The following is a 21,327-nucleotide window of genomic DNA, read 5'->3' on the forward strand; positions in this document are numbered from 1 at the left end:
GTGTGGTGACCCCGCTACCGCGTCGGCGCGCCGTTCTCTCGCGCCGCCTCGAGATGCCGGCGCTCGATGACGACCTCGTCTGCGCGTTCGTTGGCGTCCTCGGGGTCGTACTGCCCGGCGACCTCCCGGATCGCCTGCATCGAGGCCGTTCGAACGAGCGCCTCGAGATCCGCGCCGGTGTAGCCCTCGAGTTCGCCTGCCAGTTCCGCGACGTCGACATCGTCGGCCAGCGGCTTGCCGCGAGTGTGGACCGCGAGGATCTTCTCGCGGGCCTTGCGGTCGGGTTCGCCGACGAAGACGTGGGTGTCGAGTCGGCCGGGACGGAGCAGGGCGGGATCGATCTGGTCCTTGCGATTCGTCGCGGCCAGCACGACGAGGTTGGGGTTCTCGCGCATCCCGTCGAGCTCCGTCAGCAGCTGAGAGACGACTCGCTCGGTGACTTCGTTGCCCTCGCCGCGGGCGCTCGTGATGGCGTCGATCTCGTCGAAGAAGACGATCGACGGAGCAGATTGGCGGGCGCGCTCGAACACCTCGCGGATCGCCTTCTCCGATTCCCCGACGTAGCGGTCGACGATCTCGGGGCCGTCGACGCGGACGAAGTTGACGTCGGTCTCGCCCGCGAGCGCACGTGCGAGCAACGTCTTTCCGGTCCCCGGCGGCCCGTGGAGGAGCACGCCCGACGGCGGCTGGGTGTTGGTTTCCTCGAACAGCCGGTCGTAGGTCAGCGGCCACTCGACGGACTCCCGAAGCAGCTGTTTGGCCTCCTCTAAGCCGCCGACGTCCGCGAAGTCGGTGTTCGGCGATTCGGCGACGTACTCGCGCATCGCGGAGGGTTCGATCGAGGCCAGCGCTTCGTCGAAGTGACGCTTATGGACCGTCGGTTCCCGATTCCATTCCGCTCGCTCGTCGCTTTCGGTCGGCCGCCCGCGGATCGCCGCCATCGCGGCCTCGCTGACGACCGAATCGAGGTCCGCGCCGACGAACCCGTGCGTTCGACGGGCGAGCGCGTCGACGCTGACGTCGTCGGCCAGGGGCATCCCGCGGGTGTGGACCTCGAGGATCTCCCGGCGACCCTCCGCGTCGGGAACGCCGATCTGAATCTCGCGATCGAAGCGGCCGCCCCGCCGGAGCGCGGGATCGATCGTGTCGACGCGGTTAGTCGCGCCGATGACGATCACCTCGCCGCGGGCGTCGAGGCCGTCCATCAGCGTCAGCAGTTGGCCGACGATCCGGTTTTCGGCGTCGCCGTCGTCGTCGCGCTGGCCGGCGATGGAGTCGATCTCGTCGAAGAAGATGATCGTCGGCGCGTTCTCCTCGGCGCGCTCGAACACTTCGCGGAGCCGTTCCTCGCTCTCGCCCTTGTACTTCGACATGATCTCCGGCCCGGAGACCGTCTCGAAGTTGGCGTCGACCTCGTTGGCGACCGCGCGAGCGATCAGCGTCTTCCCGGTGCCCGGCGGGCCGTACAGGAGGACGCCCGAGGGCGGATCGACACCGAGCCGGCGGAACAGCTCGGGCTCGGAGAGCGGGAGTTCAATCATCTCTCGGACGAGCTCGAGTTCCTCGTCCAATCCGCCGATGTCCTCGTAGGTGACGCCGGAGGTGGGTTCCGTTGGCGCGGTCGCGGCCGTACCGTCCGTCGCCGAACCGCTCGTCCCCTCATCGCGATTTCGTCCGTCGCTCCGGCCGGTCCTCGAGGCCCCGCCGCTTGCTCCTGTGTTGCCGCCCACGATTCGGACCGTCGTCGTGCTCGTGATACGGACGTCGCCGTCGGGGTCGGTATCGGTGACGCGGAACGGCTCCTGATCGACGCCCTCGATCCGGATCTGTTCGCCGGCTCGCACGGGCCGGTTCCGGAGCGTCTTGGTCGCCTCGCGTTCGGCGGCCGCTACCTGGTCGTCCGTCAGCGTCGGCGGCGGCGTCAGCGTGACGCGCTCGGCCTCGGCGATCGTCGACGTATCCTTCGTGCGAACGGTGACCGTATCGCCGACGTGGGCGCCGGCGTTCGCGCGCGTGTCGCCGTCGATCTGGATGACGTTTTCCGGAACCGACGGATCGGCCGGCCACATCTTCGCGACGGTCGCCGTCTGGCCGTCGATGACGACCGTATCACCGCTCAACACGCCGAGTTGGCGCCGCGCCAGCTCCGGGATCCGTGCGACGCCACGCCCGGCGTCTCGCTTTTCGGCGGCCCGAACCGTCAGCGAAACGCCGTCCGAATCCGACTCGCTCATGACGTGCTCTTTCGCCCGCGTCGCCTTGAGAATTGTCCTGTCAATCGACGTTGAAATCGGTACCGTCGTCGGGTCGGCGGTCGTCCCCGCTATAGCGCGTTCTCGAGCAATCGATCGATTCCCCGGCGAAGACGCTCGGAAGCCGACGGTCCCGAAATCCCCAGTCGCTCGCCGATCTCCTCGGTCGAGGCCTTCCGCGGTACCGCGAAGTAGCCCGCATCTCGGGCGGCGACGAGCGCCTCGTACTGTTCCCGCGTGAGGCCGAAGGGTGGATCGTCCGCCGTCGATTCCCGGGTGAGGCGCTCGAGCTGGAAGGACGCGCCCCGATCGACGCAGAACGTGCGGAACTCGGCCAGCGCCTCGCGGTCGGGGAATCGGGCGCGTCCCCACCAGCCGTCGACGGTCACGATGCCGGCCAGCGGCGTGGTGCCGAGTTCGACGTACTTCCGGTAGATCGGGACCGGCGGATCACGCAGTTTGATCCGGTAGAGTGTGCTCCCGCTCGATTTGTCCAGTGGAAGTTGCTCTGCAACCGTGGGGTCGTTGGCCAACGCGGCGCCGAATTCGCCGTCACGGTCGTCGACGACCCGACAGAGGACGGCGGGTCGGTCGGGATCGACGACGAGGATGCGTTCGATGTAGACCGTGATCCCGGGGACGGCCGCGACCGTGTCCGTCAGCGGGAGATCGAGCGACGTCAGCCGGAACTCCGCGATGAGTCCCATGGGATCACGTTCGTCCGGTACGACTTAAACACCCTACTGTGTGAGATACAGCCTCATCGGAATTCCGAGCGTACACTCGTATGGAAATGTCACGCGAGACACAGCCCGGGATGCGACTTGATTCGTCGACGCGTTCCCATCGTTACTACCGGAACGCCGTCGAGAAGCACTGGGATCCCCACGAGATCGATCTCGAGGCGGACCGTGAGGGCGCCACCGACCTTCCGGACCCGGCGTTCGAGGGGCTGAAACAGTCGCTGGCGCTGTTCGGCGCCGGCGAAGAGTCGGTAACCGAGGATCTGGCGCCGCTGGCGGTCGTCCTCGAGGACATCGAGGACCAGCTGTTCATCACGACCCAGCTCTACGAGGAGTCGAAACACACCGACTTCTTCGACCGCTACTGGCGGGAGGTGATCCACGCGGAGGAGGAGCGCCGCGGCCAGGAGCTATCGTCGCCGGCCGACGAGAAGTGGTTCAACGAACCCTACGACGAGCTGTTCGAGCGCAACGAGCGGGCGATGGTCCAGCTGCTCGAGGAGGACACGCCCAAAAACCGCGCGAAGGCCCACTGTCACTACCACCTAACGATCGAGGGCATCCTCGCGCAGACGGGCTACTACGGGCTGACCCTCGCCTACGGGGAGCAAGAGCCCGATCTTCCCGATCTACCGGGGCTGGTCGAGGGGCTCAAACTGGTCCGCAGCGACGAGGGGCGCCACGTCGGCTTCGGGATGGCCCAGCTCAAGTCGCTCGTGATCGACGGCGAGGTCGACCCCGACGTGCTCCGTGACACGGTCGACGAACTGGTGCCGCTCGTCCAGGACAGCCTCGCCGGAGAGGGCGGGGCCAGCACCGAGGAAGGGCCCGGTCCGAGCCCGTCGGACCTCGCCGAGTACGCGTATACCAAACACGAACAGCGCATGCGACAGATCACGACCGCGAGCGCGAAGATTCCGGACGTCGAAGAACTGACCGAACTCGACGCCTAACGCCGCCGGTAACGGCGTTCGATCGGTGAACTGGCTCGGTTGGTCGATCCTGTATTCTTAATTCGGTTCGCCGCGAAGTATCCGCCATGGGCTCTCGTCACTGGCTGTACTTTGGCGGCTTCGTCGTCAGCGGGATTCTACTGGTCGGCGTCGGATTGATGGCACTCTTCGACGCGCTCTCTGTGCTTTCCGGGGGCGCGACCTACAGCGAGGAGGTCCTCCTGCTGGCGATGCTCGGGGCGGCCGCTGAGTGGGTCGTGATCGGTCTCGTTCTCGGGCTACTCGCGCTCGTGTTTCTGGCCGCGACGGTCGTCTCCGTGCTCCGGGACAAATCGCTCCCTCGAAGCGATCGACTGGTGTCGATCGTCGAGCGCCTCGAGCGAGAGTACCCGATCCTGCGGCAGTTCGACGTCTCGGAGCGAGTCGAGCCGACGACCGAGGATCGCAGACAGGAACTCAAAGAGCAGTACGTCGCGGGCGACATCAGCGAGGCGGAGTTCGAGCGCGAGATGCAGCGACTGCTGGACGACGACGACGCCGCGGACGCGCAGTCGCGGTCGGGAACCCACACGAGCATCGAAATCGACGCCGACGAGCATCGAAACTGATTCGCATCCCGTCGACGAGACGCTCGTCTCTCGGCGCGGGAGAATCAGCCGCCGCCCGACCGAATTCGGAGAAACGCATTTTGTCGTTCGCGGTGACTCCTCCCGTATGGTACTCCAGACGGAGCGCGACGACGCGACTTGGTGGGAGTGCGAGACCTGCGGGCTGCTGTTCGACGAGAAGTCGGACGCCACCGAACACGAGAACCACTGCGACGACTCCGACCCGTCGTACATCCAGTAAGCGACCGGCGTCGACGCTCGATGGCGGTCACTCGAGTCGAACGTGTGATTTGAACCCGAGAGTCTGGAATAGGTCGTTCAGCGGCACACGTGTTATTGTGGAGATGACTGCAGCTCGAGCTCGATGGCGACGAACGGAGAGCGGTGACGAACGAAGAGCGAGAACGGCCGGAGGCGCGGAGCCGGTACCTGATGCGTGCCGCCTGCACGGGGTGCAGGCGTGCTTTCACTGGTCCGGGTCCCGTTCGGCCTCGGATATCGATTCCTCGGTCTCGGCGACGAGCGCTCGTCGGGCGGCGTCGATGTGATCCAGTGCCGTCTCGAGCCGAACGTCCTCGGTTCCGGATTGGCCCCCGTCGTCATCATCGTCTTCGTCGCTGTCGACCGACCGATCTCGGTCGTCCTGTGTTCCGGCCTCGTACTGCCGACTGCGAACGCGGTTTACGCTCTCGAGGGCGTCGATCATGTGCTCGATGGCCTCGTCTAACGGACCGTCGTCTTCCGTCGGTTCACAGACAATGCCCTGTAGCTCCTCGAGCAGACGCGGATTGTACTCTTGGAGCAGCTCGACGTCTTCGTCGATGTTCTCGCGGATCCGTCGGCGAACCCTCGAGACGGCCTGATAGTGGTCGCTGTCGTCCGCATCACCGGCGCGGGCGAGGTGCCGTCTGTCGCGGTCCGTCGTCAGCGCACGCCCGTTGGTTACGTGGGGGATGTCCTCGGGCTGGGGTACCATCACACCTACGATAGCGCTCGAACGTGTTGAGAGTACTCTTCCCCTATGGGATAACGTTGCCAGAAATGGAACTGTATTGATCTGATGGGATACCGTTATCAAAAGTGGAAATGTGTCGCTATGAGGTAACCCGCGATTGGTTACGAATAGTAGCGGTTGAAACGGCAAACGGTTATCCCGGCTCCCGATTCTCGAGAGCAGTCGCTCGGAGGTAGGCGCTGAGAACAATCACCAGATAGCACACGTAGTACCGCTGACCCGAAAACCGGAATCACGGCGATCCAACACGGGGCCCAGTGAACGCACTTTTACGCGTGTCTGATCCAGACTACTGGTACTCACGCGATACGTTTTCCTCGCTAATCACGTAGCGGAATACTCAGCGAGCCGCCACTCGTCACTGCGGCCGGAACAAATACGCGACATCGGCCGCTGAAACGGTGCTACCGATCGTTTACCTCAGTACCGCGCACGCTGAACGTAGCGTTCCGTCCGAAATCAACTCAGCCGTCTCAGTTGCCCTCGAGCGCTATATCGAAACGTCTCGCTAGTAACGAACTGCAACTGAACCAGTATGGAGGGAACCATAAATCGGCCCTTCCCACCGATCGAAATTATCGGCCCGGTTACGACGCGGTTTGCCGCCTTCGACGATCGCTCGTGTCTGGGCCCGTGTCTAATTACCGAGATCAAGTTACTTTCCCTAGAATGAATAAACGTCGTTAAATTTCATCGAATCTTCCCGGATTTATTCACCCAATCGGGAATAGTTAGTATGTAGAATTGATATCTTGAAACGATTGTAACAGTTGTAGCCGACGGTTGTAACGATTGTAGCCGTTAATACAGATCCTCAAAGTGGCCTCTGACGGGCGGAACTCGCCCGAGAATGACAATGACTGAAGACAAGAAAACCAGCGACCGCCGGGGTATCCTCCGAACCGTGGGGACGGCGAGTCTCGCCGCGATCGGATTCACCGGCGCCGCTTCGGCAAGTGGAAAGGACGACTACGAAAAGAAAACGCCGCCCGGTCACAAATCGAAGCAAAGCGGGGAGCGCGGTAATAAAAAGGCCAGCAAGAGGGGGAGAGGCAAAAAGAAGGGCCACAAGCCGAAGAAGAAGCGCGGTAAAGGCAAGGGTCACAAGAAGAAGAAGAAGAAGAAGAAGAAGCGCGGTAAGGGCAAGGGTCACAAGAAGAAGAAGAAACGCGGTAAAGGCAAGGGTCACAAGAAGAAGAAGAAACGCGGTAAAGGCAAGGGTCACAAGAAGAAGAAGAAACGCGGTAAGGGCCACAAGAAACACGGAGACTACTAAAAGCAGAAAGAGGTGGGGGACGATTAGAATCGATGGATGACGCTCTCTAACAGGACTCCTCGCTATTGAGGAGATCTCGTTTCTCTTTTACCGGATATTAACGTCCGCACCGTTTCGATGGGTAGCGACGAGCGTGCCGACTCGTACTAACAGCTGTTGACCCGACGGAGAGTCGTTCAGACTCCGGAAAGTTCTGCCAATGTGGATCAGTCCCGGAGAAAAGCCGTCATCGAACGAGAACGAGGAGCATCTCACAGCGCGCCCGATACCGAACGCTCCGTTACTCGAGTCGGTCGCGATGGTCGGCAGCGAGTTCGCGGGCTTGCTCGAGCGTGTGGGTTTCGGTCCACCGCACGCGGTCGGCGTCGCCGTAGGCCAGTGCCGTCTTGAGTTCGTCGCGGAGGACGCCGTGGTCGACCGCCTGGACCGTCCCCGACCCGTCGCCGAACTCGTAGACGCCGGGCCGATCGGGCGCGCTCGAGACCGCGTCCCGGTTGAGGTCCCGCCAGGGTTTCTGTAGCGGCATCGCTTAGCCCCAGTTCGTGCCGGAGCCGTTATCATCGGTCTCGGCGTCGGTAGTATCCGTACCGTCGTTTCCGTCCACGTCTCCGTCGCTCGAGTCGACGTGTTCGACGAGTTCGTAGGCGTGTTCGCTCATCTCGTCCTCGGCGAAGACGAACACGCGGCCGTCGACCGCCGAGAGGTCGGCCTCGACGCGGATCGAGTAGCCCTCCGTGGCGACGGTGACGCCGGGGAACAGCTCCTCCTCGTCGTCGCGCTCGAGCATCACGCGGCCGACGCCGGTCGACTCGAGGATGTCGTCGTGGGTGTTGCGGTCGTTGACGTAGGTCATGACGCCCTCGACGCCGTCGGGGTCGGTCACGAGGACGTGCACTTCCTTCCCCGGCGGCGTCGTGATCGCTCCCTCGACGGGTTTCGGTGGACCGTGATAGAAGACGTCCCGACCGTCGAGATATTCGACGACGACGCCGCCCTCGACGAAGTCGACGGCAATCGTGCTGGGTGCGACGTTGTTGCGCGCGCTCATTGGTCGCTCGTTCGGGCGGATCCCGGAAAAGCGGTCGGTTCCGTCGTCGATCCGTTGCTGCGAGACGCGGGCCGATGGCTCTCGTCGGAACGACCGCGTCCGTGACCTCGAGGCGGCGGGAGCCCGCAGATCCGACGAACCGTCAGCCGTAAGTACGCGGTCTGAGAGAGTATGCCCATGGACGGCCGCGCCGTCGCCCCAGCAGCCGGAACGGTTCTCAACGCGCTTGCGACCGGGACCGGCTCGGCGTTTGCGATCGACCTCGAGACGACAGCTACCGTCGAACTCACCGATGACGGCGAGATCGACGCCGAAATCACCGGGCAGCCCGACGCCGACACGACGCTCATCAAGCGCTGCGTCGCGATGACGCTCGCCGAGCACGCCGACGCGGCGGGCCTTGACGCATCGACCGTCGGCGCTCGAGTTCGAACGGACAGCGAGGTGCCGATGGCCGCGGGGCTGAAGAGTTCCAGCGCCGCGGCGAACGCGACCGTGCTCGCGACGCTCGACGCCCTCGAGATCGCCGACACGGTCGACCGGATCGACGCCTGTCGCCTGGGCGTCCGCGCGGCCCGCGACGCCGGCGTCACCGCGACGGGCGCCTTCGACGACGCCAGCGCGAGCATGCTCGGCGGCGTCACCGTCACCGACAACACGACCGACGAACTGCTCGCCCGAGAGACGGTCGACTGGGACGCGCTCGTCTACACGCCACCCGAGCAGTCCTTCAGCGCCGATGCCGATATCTCGGCCTGCGAGCGCGTCGCGCCGATGGCCGACCTCGTCGCGGAACTCGCTCTCGACGGTCGCTACGGCGAGGCCATGACCGTCAACGGCTTCGCCTTCTCGGCCGCCCTCGAGTTCCCGACGGGACCGATGGTCGACGTCATGCCCGACGTTGCGGGCGTCTCGCTGTCGGGGACGGGACCGAGCTACGTCGCCGTCGGCGAGCGATCGACGCTCGAGGCGGTCCGAGACCGGTGGGACGACCGAGACGGAACGACACGATTACTGACGACGCGAACGGACGGAACACAAACGACATGACTCGCAACTCCGAGACAGCCACGGACGGTGGGACAGAGAACCGAATCCCTGACGAGATGAGCCTCGACGAACTGCGCGAGGAGATCCAGACGATCGACCGCGAGATCGTCGAGTTGATCGCCCAGCGCACCTACGTCGCCGACACCATCGCCCAGGTCAAAGACGAACAGGGCCTGCCGACAACCGACGAGAAACAGGAACAGCAGGTGATGGAGCGGGCCGGCGAGAACGCCGAACAGTTCGACGTCGACGCCAACCTCGTGAAGGCGATCTTCCGACTGCTCATCGAACTGAACAAGGTCGAACAGCGAGAGAACCGGTAGTTCGTTCCGGTAGGTCGCGTCACGGATTCCAGCTACCTGAACAAGTTCACCAAAGAGATCAGAGATCGCGCTAAACGCGTATATGAGTGCATCTACCGCTTGATTAGTGATCGGGTTTCCTCTGGTCGCTGTTCAGTTAGTTCGCCAGAGACGAATAGTTGCAGACTCTATAATTTGATTCACTGCTGTGTGACAAGGAAATACGATTCCATCGGAAAGACGACACCTTCATCGTCGGTGTAATCCTCCAGCGCACTCCTGACTTCTTCAACCAGAGTTTCTCGGACTTCCGATTCGACGTTTCCGAGTGGCTCCGATAGCGGTGAGCTAGCCGCCTCTCGGCGAACGAACTCCTCTACCGAGGGATAGCGCATTGAGCCGATTTCGATGGTGAGCGACCATTTATCGAACCCCGCGTCCCGTGCGAGAGTACCGAGGTCGTCCCCGTTCCATTCAGGGAACGGCGAGCGCATCATTGCCTCGGCGTCGTCACCGACGTGGCTCTCTAGCGCTTTGGCGAGTTTGACGTATCCGGGATTGTACTCAAGCGGACGCCAGACGCTCACCGCGATGCGCCCGCCCGGACTCAACACGCGGTGCATTTCCTGAAACGCGGTTGGGGGTTCAGTAACGAACTGGAGCGCCTGTTGACAAAGGACGACATCGAAGGTTCCGTCGGAAAACGGAAGATCGGTTGCGTCTCCGTGTCGCCATTCGACCTCCAGTCGGCTCTCCGCAGCGGTCGTCTCGGCGACTTCCAACATCTTCTCATTGATGTCCAGACCCACCACGGTTCCCGCGCCACCTACTCGGTCGGCAACACGTCGTGCCACGATGCCGGTGCCACAACCCACGTCCAGAACCCTGTCATCGCTCTCTAAGTCGACTTCGTCGATAAGTCGCTCGGCCCACGGCGCGAACATGGCGGGAACGAGATACCGCTCGTATGCTTCAGGGGCACTCTGTTCAAGTTGCCATCCAGCCGTTTCGCGTTCTCGTTTAGCCATGCTGTGACCACGTGTCAACTACCTCGGCACTGGATATGAAATAGCTAGTGTGAAGACGGTGATTTTCATAGGTTGAGTACGGTAGACGAGCTGATTTCAGCAGATAGCATGGTGGATCTCACTAGTTCCATAGCCGTCTCGGGCGCTGAATTCAAAAATGACCTCGCGGCAACTGACGAAATATTCGAGGGCATCCGCTCACGGGTCCGTCTATTTGCGGGAATCGCTACCTGGTCGCTGCGTCACGAGAATCAGCGTCGTTAAATCTTCAGCTGATGGGAGTCGCGTGCTGCATACAGAGGATGAACTCAGCACAGATCACTATCTCTATCCGGAGTTGAATATATGAATCAGCCGTCACGTACGACTGCGTATTGAAGGGACGCTGGAAATGATAGAGTGACCAATCGCAGGTCGTTAGTTCTCTCACCGGATGAATGCGAGTACTTCTTCCGTGAAGCGGTCTGTCGCGGTGAGCATCGCCTCGTGTGCGTGCCCATCGAAGGTACTGATCCGGCTGTTCGGGAGCGCGTCGTGAATCGGGCCCGTCGCATCTTTCAAGAACGGAGGGCTCTCGCTGCCGGACAACAGCAACGTCGGCGTCGTCATGTCGGCGAACCGGGCTGCATCGAACTCGTACTCGCCGACCGCTGATAAGCTGCGGGGCCAGACATGTGCCGCGTCCACGAGGTCCTGCCAGTCCGGGGCCGAGCGTTGCGCGTCGATTTCCTTCGGCGTGGATTGGGCGATCTCTTGCAGGAACAGAACGAGCACCTGTTCGTTTTCACCGTCGTCCAGCAGCCGTTCCATTTCCGCGAGCACCTCATCGGAGTCGAGTTCGTAATCGTCGAACGTAATGGGTGGCTCGTACAGGATGAGTTTATGTAGGTTATCGGTTCGCAGGGCCGCTTCAAGCGATAAGAGTGCTCCCGATGAGTGCCCAAGGAGAGTTACAGGTTCGTCGATCGCCTCAACGACCGTAGCCACGTCCTCGAACTCCCGTTCCAGATCATACTCGTCGGCGTCACCGGAAGCGGATGCTTCCGGTTGGCCAGCCGAGCTTCGCTCGGCGACGTCGCCGCTCTCACCGACACCACGACAATCCATCGCATAGACCGTGCAGTGGTCCGCGAAGGTGGCACGGACGTCGGATAACTCCCAGAACCTGTGGTCACAGACACTTCCGTGAACGAGCACGAGCGGTGGCCCGCTCCCCGTCCGTTCGAAGGCAATCTCAGTCCCGTCTGCGGACGTGACTGTTTCCATCTCCTCTCCCGTGTCTGGTGGCGTTGCTTCTGCCATGGGTGGTTCACCCTCATTCCTCTAAGAGACGTAATCACATAGAGTCATCTTGTGAAAAATCGCCACGGTCTGAACAGGAGGCACGACCCGCTTGAGTCGAGCAGCGGGAGAATCGGTAGTTGAGAGACCGTTTTTAGACGCCGTCTCGGGTGTGACGATAGATCCGATCTCGAGGAGCGAGCGTCGCCGCTAATCGTCACTCGGTACCGGCCCCGTCTCGCTACTCCACGAGCCACTCGAGAAGTCGACCCCGCCGTTCAGATGACCGACGAGCGTCGCGACGGCCAGGTCGCCGGTGACGTTGGTCATCGTTCGCAGACGGTCGAGCAGCGGATCGATCCCGGCGATGAAGCCGACGACCTCGACGGGGAGTCCGACCTGTGTCAGGACGAGCGTCATCAGGATCAGGCCCGCACTCGGGACGCCCGCGGTTCCGATCCCCGCGAGGACGGCGATCGAGACGACGGTGAGTTGTTCGACGAGCGTCAACGAGGCGCCGACGACGTTCGCGGCGAAGACGGCGACGATACCCAGGTACATGCTCGTTCCGTCCATGTTGATCGTCGCGCCCAGCGGGAGCGAAAAGCTGTAGATTCCCTCGTTAACGTGGAGGTTCTCGTCGGCGTTCGACATCGACACCGGCAGCGTCGCACTCGAGGAGCTGATGCTCAGCGCCGTCACTAGCGCGTCCTTGATTCCGGCGAGGAAAGCGATCGGCGACTGCCGGGTCAACAGCAGGATCATCACGCCGAGGTAGACGACGGTGATGTGGATCGCGACGCCGAGGACCAGCGTCAGCGCCAGCATCGCGAAGGTGGTGAAGACGTCGACGCCGGCCTCGGCGAACGCGACGGCCATGAGCGCGAAGATGCCGAGCACGCCGTACTCCATGATCCCCCAGACGAGCGTGAACAGCGCCTCCGAGCCCGCTTCGGCGAGATCGAAGAACGTCTCGACGCCGTTTCTGACGCTCTCGTCGGTGGTGCGTTCGCGGAGGAGAACGAGCGCGAGTCCGAAGACGATCACGAAGAAAATCGTCGCCAGGATATCGCCGGACGCCATCGCGTCGATGGGGTTCTCCGGGACGATTCCGAGAAAGACCTCGCCGAAGCTCGGCGCCTCTTCGGCTTCGAACTCCGCGTTCGACAACGTCAGGCCCGCCCCGGGGTCGATGAGGTTCGCGACGGTTAGCCCGATCGTGATCGCGATCACCGTGGTGAGCATGTAGATCGCGACGACCTGCCCGCCGATCTTGCCGAGCGACGTCGGAGAGAGTTGCTTGATCCCCATCAACAGCGTGAAGATGATGATGGGGACGACGATCATGCTCAGCAATCGAACGAACAGCTCGCCGAGCGGCTCGAGCACGGTCGCCGGTTCGCCGACGACGAGGCCGACTACCGACCCGAGGACGAACGCTGCGCCGATGCGGTAGACGATTGGTACCGAACGATACCGGTTCCAGCCCCGACGGATGGATTTTGTTACCATTGTCCATACTTTTTAGACACTATCGTGTGAAACGGTTCACCACGCAACATCCGGGCGTATAGGGGAGGGTCCACTCAACAGCTATTAGGACAGTTCGCAGCCGGTGGCTGGAGCCACTTCGATCGGACTACACTTCTCCGGAGGGGAGTTTTTCGTGCGGGCGCTCGGTCGTCGGCTCGTCGTCGACGGACTCGAGAACGGCCGTCGTGTTTTCGAAGCTCGGGGCCTGATCGAGCGTTTCGTAGTTGTTGTACCTGGTGGCCGTATACTCCTCGTACAGCCCGGCTTCGAACGCCTCTCGTAACTCGAGACAGTGATCGCGGACCGTTCGCTCCGGCTCGAAGTCCAGCACCGATCGGATCCTGTCGAACGCGACGCGGTAGCTCCGCTCATCGGTCAGTTCGTCGTGGTATTCGATCGACGCGTCGGGGAAACAGTCCTCGACGATGGTCGCGAGTTCGTCGATCCGATAGTTCTGCTCGTTCGAGCCGACGTTGAAGACGGTGTCGCCGACGTCCTCGATCGGCGCCGTGAGACACTCGACGTACGCGCGAGCGGCGTCGGCGACGTGGACGTTCGGCCGATACTGGTCGCCGCCGAAGACGGGGACGACACCTTCCGAGTAGGCTTTCACAGGGAGGATGTTTCCGACGAGGTCGAACCGCATCCGCGGCGACCGGCCGTAGACCGTCGCCATCCGAAGGATCGTCGGGGCGAAGTGCTCGTCCGCGAACTCCCGGAGCACGCGTTCGGACTGGATCTTCAGCCGGGCGTACAGCGAGACGGGGTTGCGAGCGTCGTCCTCGGCGAGCCGTCCGGCGTCGCCGTCGGAGCGGCCGTAGACGCTACAGGTCGAGGCGAAGATAAACCGCGTGATGCCGTGGTACTTGCACAGCGACGCCAGAAGCTGCGTCGAGTGGAGGTTGTACTCGAGGGTCTTCTCGGGGTCGATTTCAGAGGCCGGATCGCCGACGATCCCGCCGAGGTGAACGACCGCGTCGACGCCGTCGATCGCCTCGAGGACCGCGTCGACCGATCGCGCGTCACCCTGGTAGAGCGTAAACCGATCGTCGTCGGTAAGCTCGGCGACCCCGGCGTCGCCGTAAAACAGCGGATCGAGGACGCGGACGTCGAACCCGTCGTCGAGGAGCTGTCGACAGAGGACGGAGCCGAGGTATCCCGCGCCGCCGACGACGAGCACCCGCTCGACGCCGGTAGCCGTCGGTTCGGCGTCGGCCGCGGATCCGTCGAAGTGCTCGGCGGTCGTGACGTCGATGACGGTCCCGTCTTCATCGACGACGGTCGGCTCCTCGTCGACGGCAGTCGCAACCGGTGCGTCGGGCGCGGCGCCGTCGCGGAGGGCTCCTCTGAGTCGATCGACCGTCGCCGTTCCGACAAGTCGGTCGTCGTCGTCGACGACAACGATACCTCTGTACTCGGAGCGGTCGATCCGCGCGATCGCCGTCCGGATCGACGTCCCTGCATCGGCTGTAACTGGCCATCTCATAGGTGACTTTGACCCCAACTGCCGCAGCGTCCGCGGTCTCGCACCGACGTCAGCGCGGCCTACTCATCCAGACCGGATTGTTCCCCTTTGTTATGGATCGGTTTTCTAGACAGTCAGTCGGTCTCGAACGAGCGCCGCGTCCGCTCAGTGTCCTCGTCTCAAGACGGTCGTCGCCTCGAAACAGCGCCCAGAAGTGGTCAGTTCGTCGGATTGGGCCGATCCACCGTCCCGACTTCCCGCCCGCGTTCGACGCCGGCTTCGACGGCCGACGTGATACGGTCGATCTGGTCCGCGGCGAGTTCCGGATGCATCGGTAACGAGAGGACGCGTCCCCCGATTTCCTCCGTGATGGGGAGCGAACCCCGTTGGTAGCCGTACTCGTCGCGGTAGCTCCGCGTCAGATGAGCGGCCGGCTCCCAGTAGATCTTCGACGCGATATTCCGGGACGATAACGTGTCGATAACGACGTCTCGATCGATGCTTTCCGCGAGGGTAACGGTGTAGAGCTGGTAGACGTGTCGGCCGCGGCCGGCCGCCGTGTGTGGTTCGACGCCGTCGACGTCCGCGAGTCCCTCCGAGAGGCGCGTTGCGACGCGCCGCCGGTCCGCGATGTGGTCTTCGACCCTCTCGAGTTGCGAACAGCCGATGCTCGCGACGAGGTCCGACATTCGGACGTTCGTTCCCAGGCTGACGTACTCGCCGCTGTCGCTCGAGTCGAAGTAGTCGTCCGAGGCACGACCGTGTGAGCGAAACCGGTCGAGTCGACGAGCGACGTCGTCGTCGTCGGTGACGACGGCTCCGCCCTCCCCGGTCGGCAGGATCTTGTTCTGACAGAAGCTCAGCGCGGCGGAGTCGCCGATCGTTCCCAGCGTTCGACCGCGGTAATCGGAGCCGAACGCCTCAGCGGCGTCCTCGATCAGCGTCAGATCCGCGTCGGCGGCGATATCCTCGAGCAGTCCGATCTCGCTGGGGGCGCCGTACGGATGGACGGGGACGATCGCGGCCGTATCGTCGGTTATCAGCGTCGCGGCGTGTTCCGGATCGATCCCGTACGTCTCCCGCTCGATGTCGGCGAATACCGGCCGTGCGCCGACGAGTCGGACGGCGTTCGCCGTCGCGATGAACGTAAACGAGGGCACGATCACCTCGTCGCCCTCGCCGATCCCGTGGGCCGTCAGCGCGGCGACCAGGGCCGTCGTCCCGGAGTTGACCGTGATCGCGTGCTCGATGCCGAGATACTCCTCGAGGCCGCGCTCGAACTCCTCGATGTACGGCCCGTTTGCCCAGTACGAGCCTCGAGTGAGCGAATCGACGGCGTTAGTCACGTCGGTTTCGTCCCACGGGATTTCGAATAGCGGAATCTCGTCGCTCATTACGTGCCCGATTCACGGAAGAATGGATTAAGTAGCCGTCCGCTACCGCGGCGAAGGCACTCGTTTCGAGAGTTATGAGAGTCAAACGAAGCGAACGGCTGCGGACGCCGATCCGCGTTCCGGCGTCACGACCGTCGCTCGCGTTCGCTCTGTGCGTTACAGTTCGGGTGCCGGAACGACGACGACGGGTAGCGATGACTCCTCGAGGAGCGCGCGAGCGGTCGTTCCGACGCCCGAGGAACTGTCTGCGGCCACCTCGCGCGGCGTGATCAGGAGTTCGTCGGCCTCGGCGGTCGCCGCTTCCTCGAGCAGGACCGCAGCCGGGTCGTCCCCGTCATCGTCCTCGCGGAGCTCCGTCCGGACCTCCCCGACAGTCGCCAGTCTGACGGGAGCGACGTTCAGCGCCTCCCGTGCGTCCCGACGGGCCGTCGCGTCGTCGGCTGGCGCGACGGCGACGACCGAGACGGTGTCGTCGGCCGTCGCCCGCTCGTCGAGGTAGTCACAGATCGCTGCCGCCGTGTGGACGGACGTCGTTCCGACGAGATAGTGCATATCGGATTCCTCGAGCGGCGGTCCAAAGAATCTGTGGAACGGCTTTCGAGCCGTCAGCGACCGTGCTACCACCAGTCTCCGTCGTCAGGATACCGACTGGTGAGGATTTTCCGACCCAGAAAACGCACTCGTAGCACTATTAGGGGACAGCCGAAAGGAGTGACTGGGGCGGAGCACCCGACTCTCGACGGCACTCTCCCCGTCGAATCCGATCATCCCATCCCCATCGTCTAGCCCCACCCTGATCGTCAGGCGGCCTTCCCCATCCGGGCCGTCCTGATCCATCCGTCCCCTCTCCCCGCAGTTCGCTTCGGCCCACGGAGGATCGCGTTCTGATAGATTTCCGCCGCGTCGAACCCTTAATGCTGTCCGTACAGCGAGTACATGATCGCGAGCAATCCGACGAGTCGACTGACGTTTTCGAGAAAGACCGTGACGACCTGGTCCGCCTGAAACGCGGTCGTCACCGTCAGGTTGATCAGAAACGGACAGAGGGTGAGAAAGAGCAGGCCGACGGCCAGATAGAGCATCGACGACGCGTCGTTGCGGCGGTAGCCGCGGTAGGCCTGGTACGCGATGAGCGTCCCGATCAGCGCGACGAGGAAGAGGCTCGCGACGGTCAACAATTCGAACAGGGGCGCCTGATCGATTCGCACGACGTCCCGGGTCATCGCATCCCCTCCCACATGCGGGTGAACTTGTCGGCGACGTCCTCTTCGTCCTGGTACGTAACCTCGAGTTCGAACTCGCCGTCGCCGAGGGAGAGTTCCAGCGACTCGAGGTTCGCGCTGTAGACGCTGTAGTGGTTGCCGTCGGGGGCGAGTTCGGTCTCTTCGGAGACGAGTTGACACTCCTCGAGACGATCGAGCCGTCGGTAGATCGTGGGCAGGGACGCATCACACCGTTCGCTCAGGGTACTAGCAGACATGGGTTCGACGCTCGTATGGGTGAGGATGTCACGTGCGTACTCGTCGTCGAGCACGGCGAGCACCGTCGATAAATCGGTATCCTCACTCACTGCTACCTGTTCGTTTCCCTATTAGTATCAAAAACGGTCCGGTTTTTCTGATCGAGAAAATTCGCTCTCGAGTGAATCGATATGTAGGAGCCGCGTCCAACCGCTGTCGTCTCGACAGCACCCATTCTATATACCGATATAAGGTTTACCACAGATCGTGCCACCCCGAAACAGTCGAGGAGGACGTCCGAAATCACTGCGTCTCGAGCCAGTGGAACAGCCGCTCGAGCAGCCGATCCTCCGCGTCGGCCGAGAACCGATGGCCCTCCGTCGCGAACGCCTCGAGGAGGACGTCCGTCTCCAGGGCGGCCGCGGCGTCGACGCTGTCTCCGATGTCGACGGAGTCGTCGTCGCGCCCGTGAAAGATCGCGACCGGGACCGACAGCGAGGCGGCGACGTCGTCGAACTCGTAGGTCTCGAAATCGTCGAAGAATCGCGCGTCGATTCGGTCACCGGTTTCGAACTCGTAGATACCCGCGCAGTTCGCGTGTCGCTCCTCGCTCGCGGTTTCACCGCTCGCTCCATCGGGACCCTCGCGGCTCGCGTGTCGCTTCGCTCCCGCTCGCCTGTTCGAGGTCCCACTCGGTTCGTCCTCGCGCTCGACGATCGCCCGATACTCGTCGAACGCGCGGTTGTACGTCACGGGCGCTCTCGTCGCGACAGCTTCGACTCGCTCGTCGTCGACGGCCGCGTGGAACGCGACCTTGCCGCCGAAACTCGAGCCGAAGAGGACGATCGACGGCGGCGCGACGTACTCGAGGACGGCGTGCAGATCCGCGAGTTTGTCGCTCAGCGTCTGGTCGACGAACCGGCCGTCGGACGCCCCGCAGCCGCGGAAGTCGAACCGGACGGCGTTGTAGCCGTGCTCGACCGCCCGCCGACACCGGCGTTCGTAACTCCCGGTCTTGTCGCTCAGAAAGCCGTGACAGAAGACGATCCAGTCGTCGCCGGGGGCCTCGTGATGGACGGCGGCGACCGTCTCCCCGTCGGCGACGGTGACGCGGTGTTCCGTTTCGGTCATCGGTCGATCGCAGGACGGTCGCGACCGTATGCGTTGCCGTTTCACGCCGGTTGTGGGTCTCGAGCGGGGCGAAGGACCGCCATCGGCCAACCATTTACTTCCGATCGGCGCAATCTATCGACTATGACCCGCACGACCTACCGCTGTACCTGCGGCGCCCTCCTCGAGTTCAAGCAGGACCTCGAAAAGGAGCCGGGAATCGCGACGCCCAGCTGGAAGTGTACGGACTGCGGGACGCCAGTGCCGGGACAGATCGCCGAGAAGGTCAGACACCAGCACCCGTCCTAACGCGGCCGTCCGATTCGGCTCACGTCGGCGGGTCCGAAACAACGACGTGACGGCATTCGGACGGTATCGCAAGCATCGTCGATATACTCCCGTCCCGAATATTCCCCGAGAGACGACGATGGATTGTTCCCGCAGACGGACGCTCGAACTGGGTTTCGGCGCGGTCGGATCGATGGCGCTACTGGCTGGCTGTAGCGACAGCGGGTCAGGTGACGAGAACGAGACCGAGACCAACGAGAGCGACGGCGACGGTAACGCGAGTGACGACGAACAGGCCGAACACCCGGACGAGGTCGGTGACGACATGGAAGAAGAAGGCGAGCCGACGGGGTACGCCCCGGACGCCAACGAGAGCGAGGAGAACGACAGCGACGACGAAAACGCGACCGCCGGCCCGGAGCAGGACGACTGAGACGTTTCGGGCGTCGCGTTACGCCCGTTCGACACCGCGGTCGGAGTCAGACGTCGATTCGGACTCGAGTCGACGCCGACGCCGCTCCACGTGTCGCCACTGCGCGTAGCTGTAGTACAGCAGCGAGACCACCGCGAGCGCGCCGAGTGCGACCGTCGCTCCCAACAGGACGACCAGCGGTTCGACACCCGACTCGAGGGCGCTCCGGGAAAGTCCGTTAGGGACCTGTCGCTGGACGCTCGCGGGGCCGATAGCGAGCATGTACCCGACGAGCGACAGGGCGCTGACGGCCCACAGCGCGAGCGATGCGGCGGAGACGAGCCAACTGCGTCTGATTTCGGCGTCGGTCATCGGTCCCTCCCGACCGTCGAATCGGAGACCTCGCCGGACGGACACGGGTTCGTCCGGGACTCGAACGACTCGAGAGCGACCGCGGATACAGCAGTCCTCACAGTGATGTTACTCGAGGGATACGAGTCGACTCGCTTAGGTCCAGAGCTGAATCTGATCGCCAGTTATCCCACGGGGGCGTGTCGCTACCCGGTCAGAGAACGCGGTCCGTGAGGGGGCCAAATCAATCCTGAGAGTCGCTTTCTGAATTGAATCGTCCACATTGTAATCACCGTTCAAACGCGTCCGCAAGCTCCTCCCGCATGAACTCCCGGCGACGCCGCCGGGCCTCTTCTTCGCCGAGATAGTTCTCGACGACGACCTGCGCGTCGTCGCTGCCCTGTTCGTCCGCAACCGCTTCGATCTGCCTCGAGAGGCGTTCGACGGCGTCGGCGTAGGTCCGATACCAGAACCGGCGGCCGTACTGAGGCGTCGGCGTCTCATCGCCGTCATCCAGACCAGCTCGCTTTGCGAGTCGCTTGAAGCGATTCGTGACCGTGTCCGGCCGGACGTGGCCGCTCGCAGCCGCGGTACTCGGGAACAGATACTCGCCGTCCCACTCGTCGCGGTCGGCGAGTTGCGCCCACCGATCGGCCAGCGTCTCGAGGCCGTAGTGTACTGAGACCGTTCCGGGTCCGTTTTTTCGCGTCTCGAAGACGATCCGCGGGTCGTCGGCGTCGAAGTCGAATCCGCCATCGTCGGTCCGCGGTTCGAACTGGGCCGTCGACAGCGCCGCGACCTCGCCGCGACGAAGGCCCCATGCACACGTCGCAACGACTAGCAGGCGGTCGCTGACGGCTTCGCAGGCGTCGGCGAGCGCCCGAACGTCGTCGGGCTCGAGTGCGTCCGGGTTGCGGTCCTCGGCGTCGGGCGTCTCCTCGCTCCATGCGCGTTCGTGTGGAGCGCCGCGGGCTGGATTGTACGCAGCGTCGCGATCGCCGGCCAGCCACTCGTACCACTGTCGGACGTCGGTCAGGTGTTTGTACTTCGATTCGGCGCTCGAGAGGTCGCCGTCGAGTACGTCGAACACGTCCCGCACCCGCTGTTTCTCGTCTCGCCGTGGTTCGTCGTCGTTCCGGAGCGGAGTGACGATATCGTCCCGGCTGTGGAGGTCGCCGTAGGTTCGGACGTATTTCGCGAGGCGGGCGCGTTTCGAGTCGATCGTACTGTCCGCGAGGTTCTGCCGGCGAAGGTAGGTCTCGAGGTACAACTCGAGTTCGTGGATGGTGGTTTCATCGTCGATACCCCACGGGTAGTCGTCGTCAGTATCGGGGTCTGGATAGCCGACCGTCGCGAGGAACTGTGCGAGCGTCAGCTCGTGATGTTCTCGAAGCGCGTAGGTGATTCCCGAGTAGCCGGCTTCGGCGATCTCCGTGTAGGTTGGTCGCGTCTCGAGGTCAAGCCCCTCTCGAGCGAGGACGGGTTCGATCTCCGTGTTCCAAAACGCTTGGAGTTCTCGGAGATCCATCCGAGACCAGTTGATCGTCTCACCGCTACTCATCGTCTCACCCACTCGAGAAGGCCGTTTGCTCCGAGTTGGGAGTATTCTAAGACCCTCGTTTTCACACGTTTCGCTACAACTGACAATACCGTAAAACTACTGGTGACTGCGTTGTCTGCATGAGACAACCCGGATTGGAGAAATCTGATCCTATTGATGCGTTGTAGAAATAAACCATATATCGATATACGGAATTT

24 protein-coding genes are annotated in these 21,327 nt (G+C 63.1%); 8 read left to right on the forward strand and 16 right to left on the reverse strand.

Translation table 11 applies throughout. The features are described 5' to 3' along the window. Nucleotides 1–14: 14 nt before the first annotated feature. On the reverse strand, nt 15–2,234 hold the full coding sequence (locus HTUR_RS24160) for an AAA family ATPase (protein ID WP_012945995.1): 2,220 nt from the start codon (nt 2,232–2,234) through the stop codon (nt 15–17). Between the two features lie 89 nt (nt 2,235–2,323). Further along, complete coding sequence (locus HTUR_RS24165; RefSeq protein ID WP_012945996.1) at nt 2,324–2,959, reverse strand: helix-turn-helix domain-containing protein; 636 nt, start codon at nt 2,957–2,959, stop codon at nt 2,324–2,326. Between the two features lie 80 nt (nt 2,960–3,039). On the opposite strand from HTUR_RS24165, the gene HTUR_RS24170 reads away from it, so the two are divergent. The 3 genes from HTUR_RS24170 (at nt 3,040) to HTUR_RS28515 (ending at nt 4,797) form a co-directional block, all read left to right on the forward strand. Continuing rightward, nucleotides 3,040–3,948, forward strand: a complete 909-nt coding sequence (locus tag HTUR_RS24170; protein WP_012945997.1) for a ribonucleotide-diphosphate reductase subunit beta — start codon at nt 3,040–3,042, stop codon at nt 3,946–3,948. Nucleotides 3,949–4,034: 86 nt separating this feature from the next. Beyond that, a complete protein-coding gene (locus HTUR_RS24175) occupies nt 4,035–4,556 on the forward strand; it encodes an SHOCT domain-containing protein (protein ID WP_012945998.1) in 522 nt (173 codons plus the stop codon). 106 nt (nt 4,557–4,662) lie between these two features. Beyond that, nucleotides 4,663–4,797: a DUF7128 family protein gene (locus tag HTUR_RS28515; RefSeq protein WP_008895538.1), complete on the forward strand. Its 135-nt coding sequence runs from the start codon at nt 4,663–4,665 to the stop codon at nt 4,795–4,797. Nucleotides 4,798–5,022: 225 nt separating this feature from the next. On the opposite strand, the gene HTUR_RS24185 is transcribed toward HTUR_RS28515, so the two are convergent. Then, entirely contained in the window at nt 5,023–5,532 is a 510-nt protein-coding gene (locus HTUR_RS24185; protein WP_012945999.1) for a hypothetical protein, read from the reverse strand. An 895-nt stretch (nt 5,533–6,427) separates the two neighbouring features. Between HTUR_RS24185 and HTUR_RS24190 the strand changes: the two genes are divergently transcribed. Further along, on the forward strand, nt 6,428–6,847 hold the full coding sequence (locus HTUR_RS24190) for a hypothetical protein (RefSeq protein WP_148225489.1): 420 nt from the start codon (nt 6,428–6,430) through the stop codon (nt 6,845–6,847). Nucleotides 6,848–7,127: 280 nt separating this feature from the next. Here the strand turns inward: HTUR_RS24190 and HTUR_RS24195 are convergent, their stop codons facing one another. Further along, nucleotides 7,128–7,373, reverse strand: a complete 246-nt coding sequence (locus HTUR_RS24195; RefSeq protein ID WP_012946002.1) for a DUF7508 domain-containing protein — start codon at nt 7,371–7,373, stop codon at nt 7,128–7,130. 3 nt (nt 7,374–7,376) lie between these two features. After that, nucleotides 7,377–7,895, reverse strand: a complete 519-nt coding sequence (locus HTUR_RS24200; RefSeq protein WP_012946003.1) for a DUF5796 family protein — start codon at nt 7,893–7,895, stop codon at nt 7,377–7,379. A 177-nt stretch (nt 7,896–8,072) separates the two neighbouring features. On the opposite strand from HTUR_RS24200, the gene HTUR_RS24205 reads away from it, so the two are divergent. Both HTUR_RS24205 and HTUR_RS24210 read left to right on the forward strand, forming a co-directional pair. Next, nucleotides 8,073–8,945 carry a shikimate kinase gene (locus HTUR_RS24205; protein ID WP_049942143.1) on the forward strand — a complete coding sequence of 291 codons (873 nt, stop codon included), beginning with the start codon at nt 8,073–8,075 and terminating at the stop codon, nt 8,943–8,945. Further along, entirely contained in the window at nt 8,942–9,268 is a 327-nt protein-coding gene (locus HTUR_RS24210; protein WP_012946005.1) for a chorismate mutase, read from the forward strand. The genes HTUR_RS24205 and HTUR_RS24210 overlap by 4 nt, the downstream gene beginning before the upstream one ends. A gap of 179 nt (nt 9,269–9,447) precedes the next feature. On the opposite strand, the gene HTUR_RS24215 is transcribed toward HTUR_RS24210, so the two are convergent. The 9 genes from HTUR_RS24215 to HTUR_RS24255 form a co-directional block, all read right to left on the reverse strand. Next, nucleotides 9,448–10,275 carry a class I SAM-dependent methyltransferase gene (locus HTUR_RS24215; protein ID WP_012946006.1) on the reverse strand — a complete coding sequence of 276 codons (828 nt, stop codon included), beginning with the start codon at nt 10,273–10,275 and terminating at the stop codon, nt 9,448–9,450. A 426-nt stretch (nt 10,276–10,701) separates the two neighbouring features. Then, complete coding sequence (locus tag HTUR_RS24220) at nt 10,702–11,577, reverse strand: alpha/beta fold hydrolase (RefSeq protein ID WP_012946007.1); 876 nt, start codon at nt 11,575–11,577, stop codon at nt 10,702–10,704. A 189-nt stretch (nt 11,578–11,766) separates the two neighbouring features. Beyond that, nucleotides 11,767–13,068: a dicarboxylate/amino acid:cation symporter gene (locus tag HTUR_RS24225; protein WP_012946008.1), complete on the reverse strand. Its 1,302-nt coding sequence runs from the start codon at nt 13,066–13,068 to the stop codon at nt 11,767–11,769. Between the two features lie 127 nt (nt 13,069–13,195). Continuing rightward, a complete protein-coding gene (locus HTUR_RS24230) occupies nt 13,196–14,575 on the reverse strand; it encodes an NAD-dependent epimerase/dehydratase family protein (RefSeq protein ID WP_012946009.1) in 1,380 nt (459 codons plus the stop codon). 197 nt (nt 14,576–14,772) lie between these two features. Then, nucleotides 14,773–15,948: a DegT/DnrJ/EryC1/StrS family aminotransferase gene (locus HTUR_RS24235; RefSeq protein ID WP_012946010.1), complete on the reverse strand. Its 1,176-nt coding sequence runs from the start codon at nt 15,946–15,948 to the stop codon at nt 14,773–14,775. Between the two features lie 156 nt (nt 15,949–16,104). Next, nucleotides 16,105–16,500, reverse strand: coding sequence for a hypothetical protein (locus HTUR_RS24240; protein ID WP_012946011.1), 396 nt, complete (start codon nt 16,498–16,500; stop codon nt 16,105–16,107). A 359-nt stretch (nt 16,501–16,859) separates the two neighbouring features. Then, a complete protein-coding gene (locus HTUR_RS24245; RefSeq protein WP_012946012.1) occupies nt 16,860–17,171 on the reverse strand; it encodes a DUF7521 family protein in 312 nt (103 codons plus the stop codon). After that, complete coding sequence (locus HTUR_RS24250) at nt 17,168–17,518, reverse strand: ArsR/SmtB family transcription factor (protein ID WP_012946013.1); 351 nt, start codon at nt 17,516–17,518, stop codon at nt 17,168–17,170. Before HTUR_RS24250 ends, HTUR_RS24245 begins: the two co-directional genes overlap by 4 nt. Before the next feature lie 193 nt (nt 17,519–17,711). Next, complete coding sequence (locus HTUR_RS24255) at nt 17,712–18,539, reverse strand: alpha/beta hydrolase family protein (RefSeq protein ID WP_012946014.1); 828 nt, start codon at nt 18,537–18,539, stop codon at nt 17,712–17,714. A 123-nt stretch (nt 18,540–18,662) separates the two neighbouring features. On the opposite strand from HTUR_RS24255, the gene HTUR_RS27770 reads away from it, so the two are divergent. Then, a complete protein-coding gene (locus tag HTUR_RS27770; RefSeq protein ID WP_008895522.1) occupies nt 18,663–18,827 on the forward strand; it encodes a hypothetical protein in 165 nt (54 codons plus the stop codon). A gap of 118 nt (nt 18,828–18,945) precedes the next feature. Further along, nucleotides 18,946–19,239: a hypothetical protein gene (locus HTUR_RS24260; RefSeq protein ID WP_012946015.1), complete on the forward strand. Its 294-nt coding sequence runs from the start codon at nt 18,946–18,948 to the stop codon at nt 19,237–19,239. An 18-nt stretch (nt 19,240–19,257) separates the two neighbouring features. On the opposite strand, the gene HTUR_RS24265 is transcribed toward HTUR_RS24260, so the two are convergent. Both HTUR_RS24265 and HTUR_RS24270 read right to left on the reverse strand, forming a co-directional pair. Further along, nucleotides 19,258–19,590, reverse strand: a complete 333-nt coding sequence (locus HTUR_RS24265; RefSeq protein ID WP_012946016.1) for a hypothetical protein — start codon at nt 19,588–19,590, stop codon at nt 19,258–19,260. A 268-nt stretch (nt 19,591–19,858) separates the two neighbouring features. Next, nucleotides 19,859–21,130, reverse strand: a complete 1,272-nt coding sequence (locus HTUR_RS24270) for a tyrosine-type recombinase/integrase (protein ID WP_012946017.1) — start codon at nt 21,128–21,130, stop codon at nt 19,859–19,861. Between the last annotated feature and the right edge of the window lie 197 nt (nt 21,131–21,327).

It is taken from the genome of Haloterrigena turkmenica DSM 5511 (assembly GCF_000025325.1).
Classification (GTDB): domain Archaea; phylum Halobacteriota; class Halobacteria; order Halobacteriales; family Natrialbaceae; genus Haloterrigena; species Haloterrigena turkmenica.

What these genes read in the sequence shown, in the direction of transcription:
- HTUR_RS24200 (WP_012946003.1), bottom strand. Translation starts at nt 7,895, where the DNA reads ATGAGCGCGCGCAACAACGTCGCACCCAGCACGATTGCCGTCGACTTC.
- HTUR_RS24245 (WP_012946012.1), bottom strand. Translation starts at nt 17,171, where the DNA reads ATGACCCGGGACGTCGTGCGAATCGATCAGGCGCCCCTGTTCGAATTG.
- HTUR_RS24260 (WP_012946015.1), top strand. Translation starts at nt 18,946, where the DNA reads ATGGATTGTTCCCGCAGACGGACGCTCGAACTGGGTTTCGGCGCGGTC.
- HTUR_RS27770 (WP_008895522.1), top strand. Translation starts at nt 18,663, where the DNA reads ATGACCCGCACGACCTACCGCTGTACCTGCGGCGCCCTCCTCGAGTTC.
- HTUR_RS24185 (WP_012945999.1), bottom strand. Translation starts at nt 5,532, where the DNA reads ATGGTACCCCAGCCCGAGGACATCCCCCACGTAACCAACGGGCGTGCG.
- HTUR_RS24225 (WP_012946008.1), bottom strand. Translation starts at nt 13,068, where the DNA reads ATGGTAACAAAATCCATCCGTCGGGGCTGGAACCGGTATCGTTCGGTA.
- HTUR_RS24160 (WP_012945995.1), bottom strand. Translation starts at nt 2,234, where the DNA reads ATGAGCGAGTCGGATTCGGACGGCGTTTCGCTGACGGTTCGGGCCGCC.
- HTUR_RS24230 (WP_012946009.1), bottom strand. Translation starts at nt 14,575, where the DNA reads ATGAGATGGCCAGTTACAGCCGATGCAGGGACGTCGATCCGGACGGCG.
- HTUR_RS24190 (WP_148225489.1), top strand. Translation starts at nt 6,428, where the DNA reads ATGACTGAAGACAAGAAAACCAGCGACCGCCGGGGTATCCTCCGAACC.
- HTUR_RS24265 (WP_012946016.1), bottom strand. Translation starts at nt 19,590, where the DNA reads ATGACCGACGCCGAAATCAGACGCAGTTGGCTCGTCTCCGCCGCATCG.
- HTUR_RS24205 (WP_049942143.1), top strand. Translation starts at nt 8,073, where the DNA reads ATGGACGGCCGCGCCGTCGCCCCAGCAGCCGGAACGGTTCTCAACGCG.
- HTUR_RS24210 (WP_012946005.1), top strand. Translation starts at nt 8,942, where the DNA reads ATGACTCGCAACTCCGAGACAGCCACGGACGGTGGGACAGAGAACCGA.
- HTUR_RS24170 (WP_012945997.1), top strand. Translation starts at nt 3,040, where the DNA reads ATGGAAATGTCACGCGAGACACAGCCCGGGATGCGACTTGATTCGTCG.
- HTUR_RS24175 (WP_012945998.1), top strand. Translation starts at nt 4,035, where the DNA reads ATGGGCTCTCGTCACTGGCTGTACTTTGGCGGCTTCGTCGTCAGCGGG.
- HTUR_RS24255 (WP_012946014.1), bottom strand. Translation starts at nt 18,539, where the DNA reads ATGACCGAAACGGAACACCGCGTCACCGTCGCCGACGGGGAGACGGTC.
- HTUR_RS24240 (WP_012946011.1), bottom strand. Translation starts at nt 16,500, where the DNA reads ATGCACTATCTCGTCGGAACGACGTCCGTCCACACGGCGGCAGCGATC.
- HTUR_RS24235 (WP_012946010.1), bottom strand. Translation starts at nt 15,948, where the DNA reads ATGAGCGACGAGATTCCGCTATTCGAAATCCCGTGGGACGAAACCGAC.
- HTUR_RS24220 (WP_012946007.1), bottom strand. Translation starts at nt 11,577, where the DNA reads ATGGCAGAAGCAACGCCACCAGACACGGGAGAGGAGATGGAAACAGTC.
- HTUR_RS28515 (WP_008895538.1), top strand. Translation starts at nt 4,663, where the DNA reads ATGGTACTCCAGACGGAGCGCGACGACGCGACTTGGTGGGAGTGCGAG.
- HTUR_RS24270 (WP_012946017.1), bottom strand. Translation starts at nt 21,130, where the DNA reads ATGAGTAGCGGTGAGACGATCAACTGGTCTCGGATGGATCTCCGAGAA.
- HTUR_RS24165 (WP_012945996.1), bottom strand. Translation starts at nt 2,959, where the DNA reads ATGGGACTCATCGCGGAGTTCCGGCTGACGTCGCTCGATCTCCCGCTG.
- HTUR_RS24215 (WP_012946006.1), bottom strand. Translation starts at nt 10,275, where the DNA reads ATGGCTAAACGAGAACGCGAAACGGCTGGATGGCAACTTGAACAGAGT.
- HTUR_RS24195 (WP_012946002.1), bottom strand. Translation starts at nt 7,373, where the DNA reads ATGCCGCTACAGAAACCCTGGCGGGACCTCAACCGGGACGCGGTCTCG.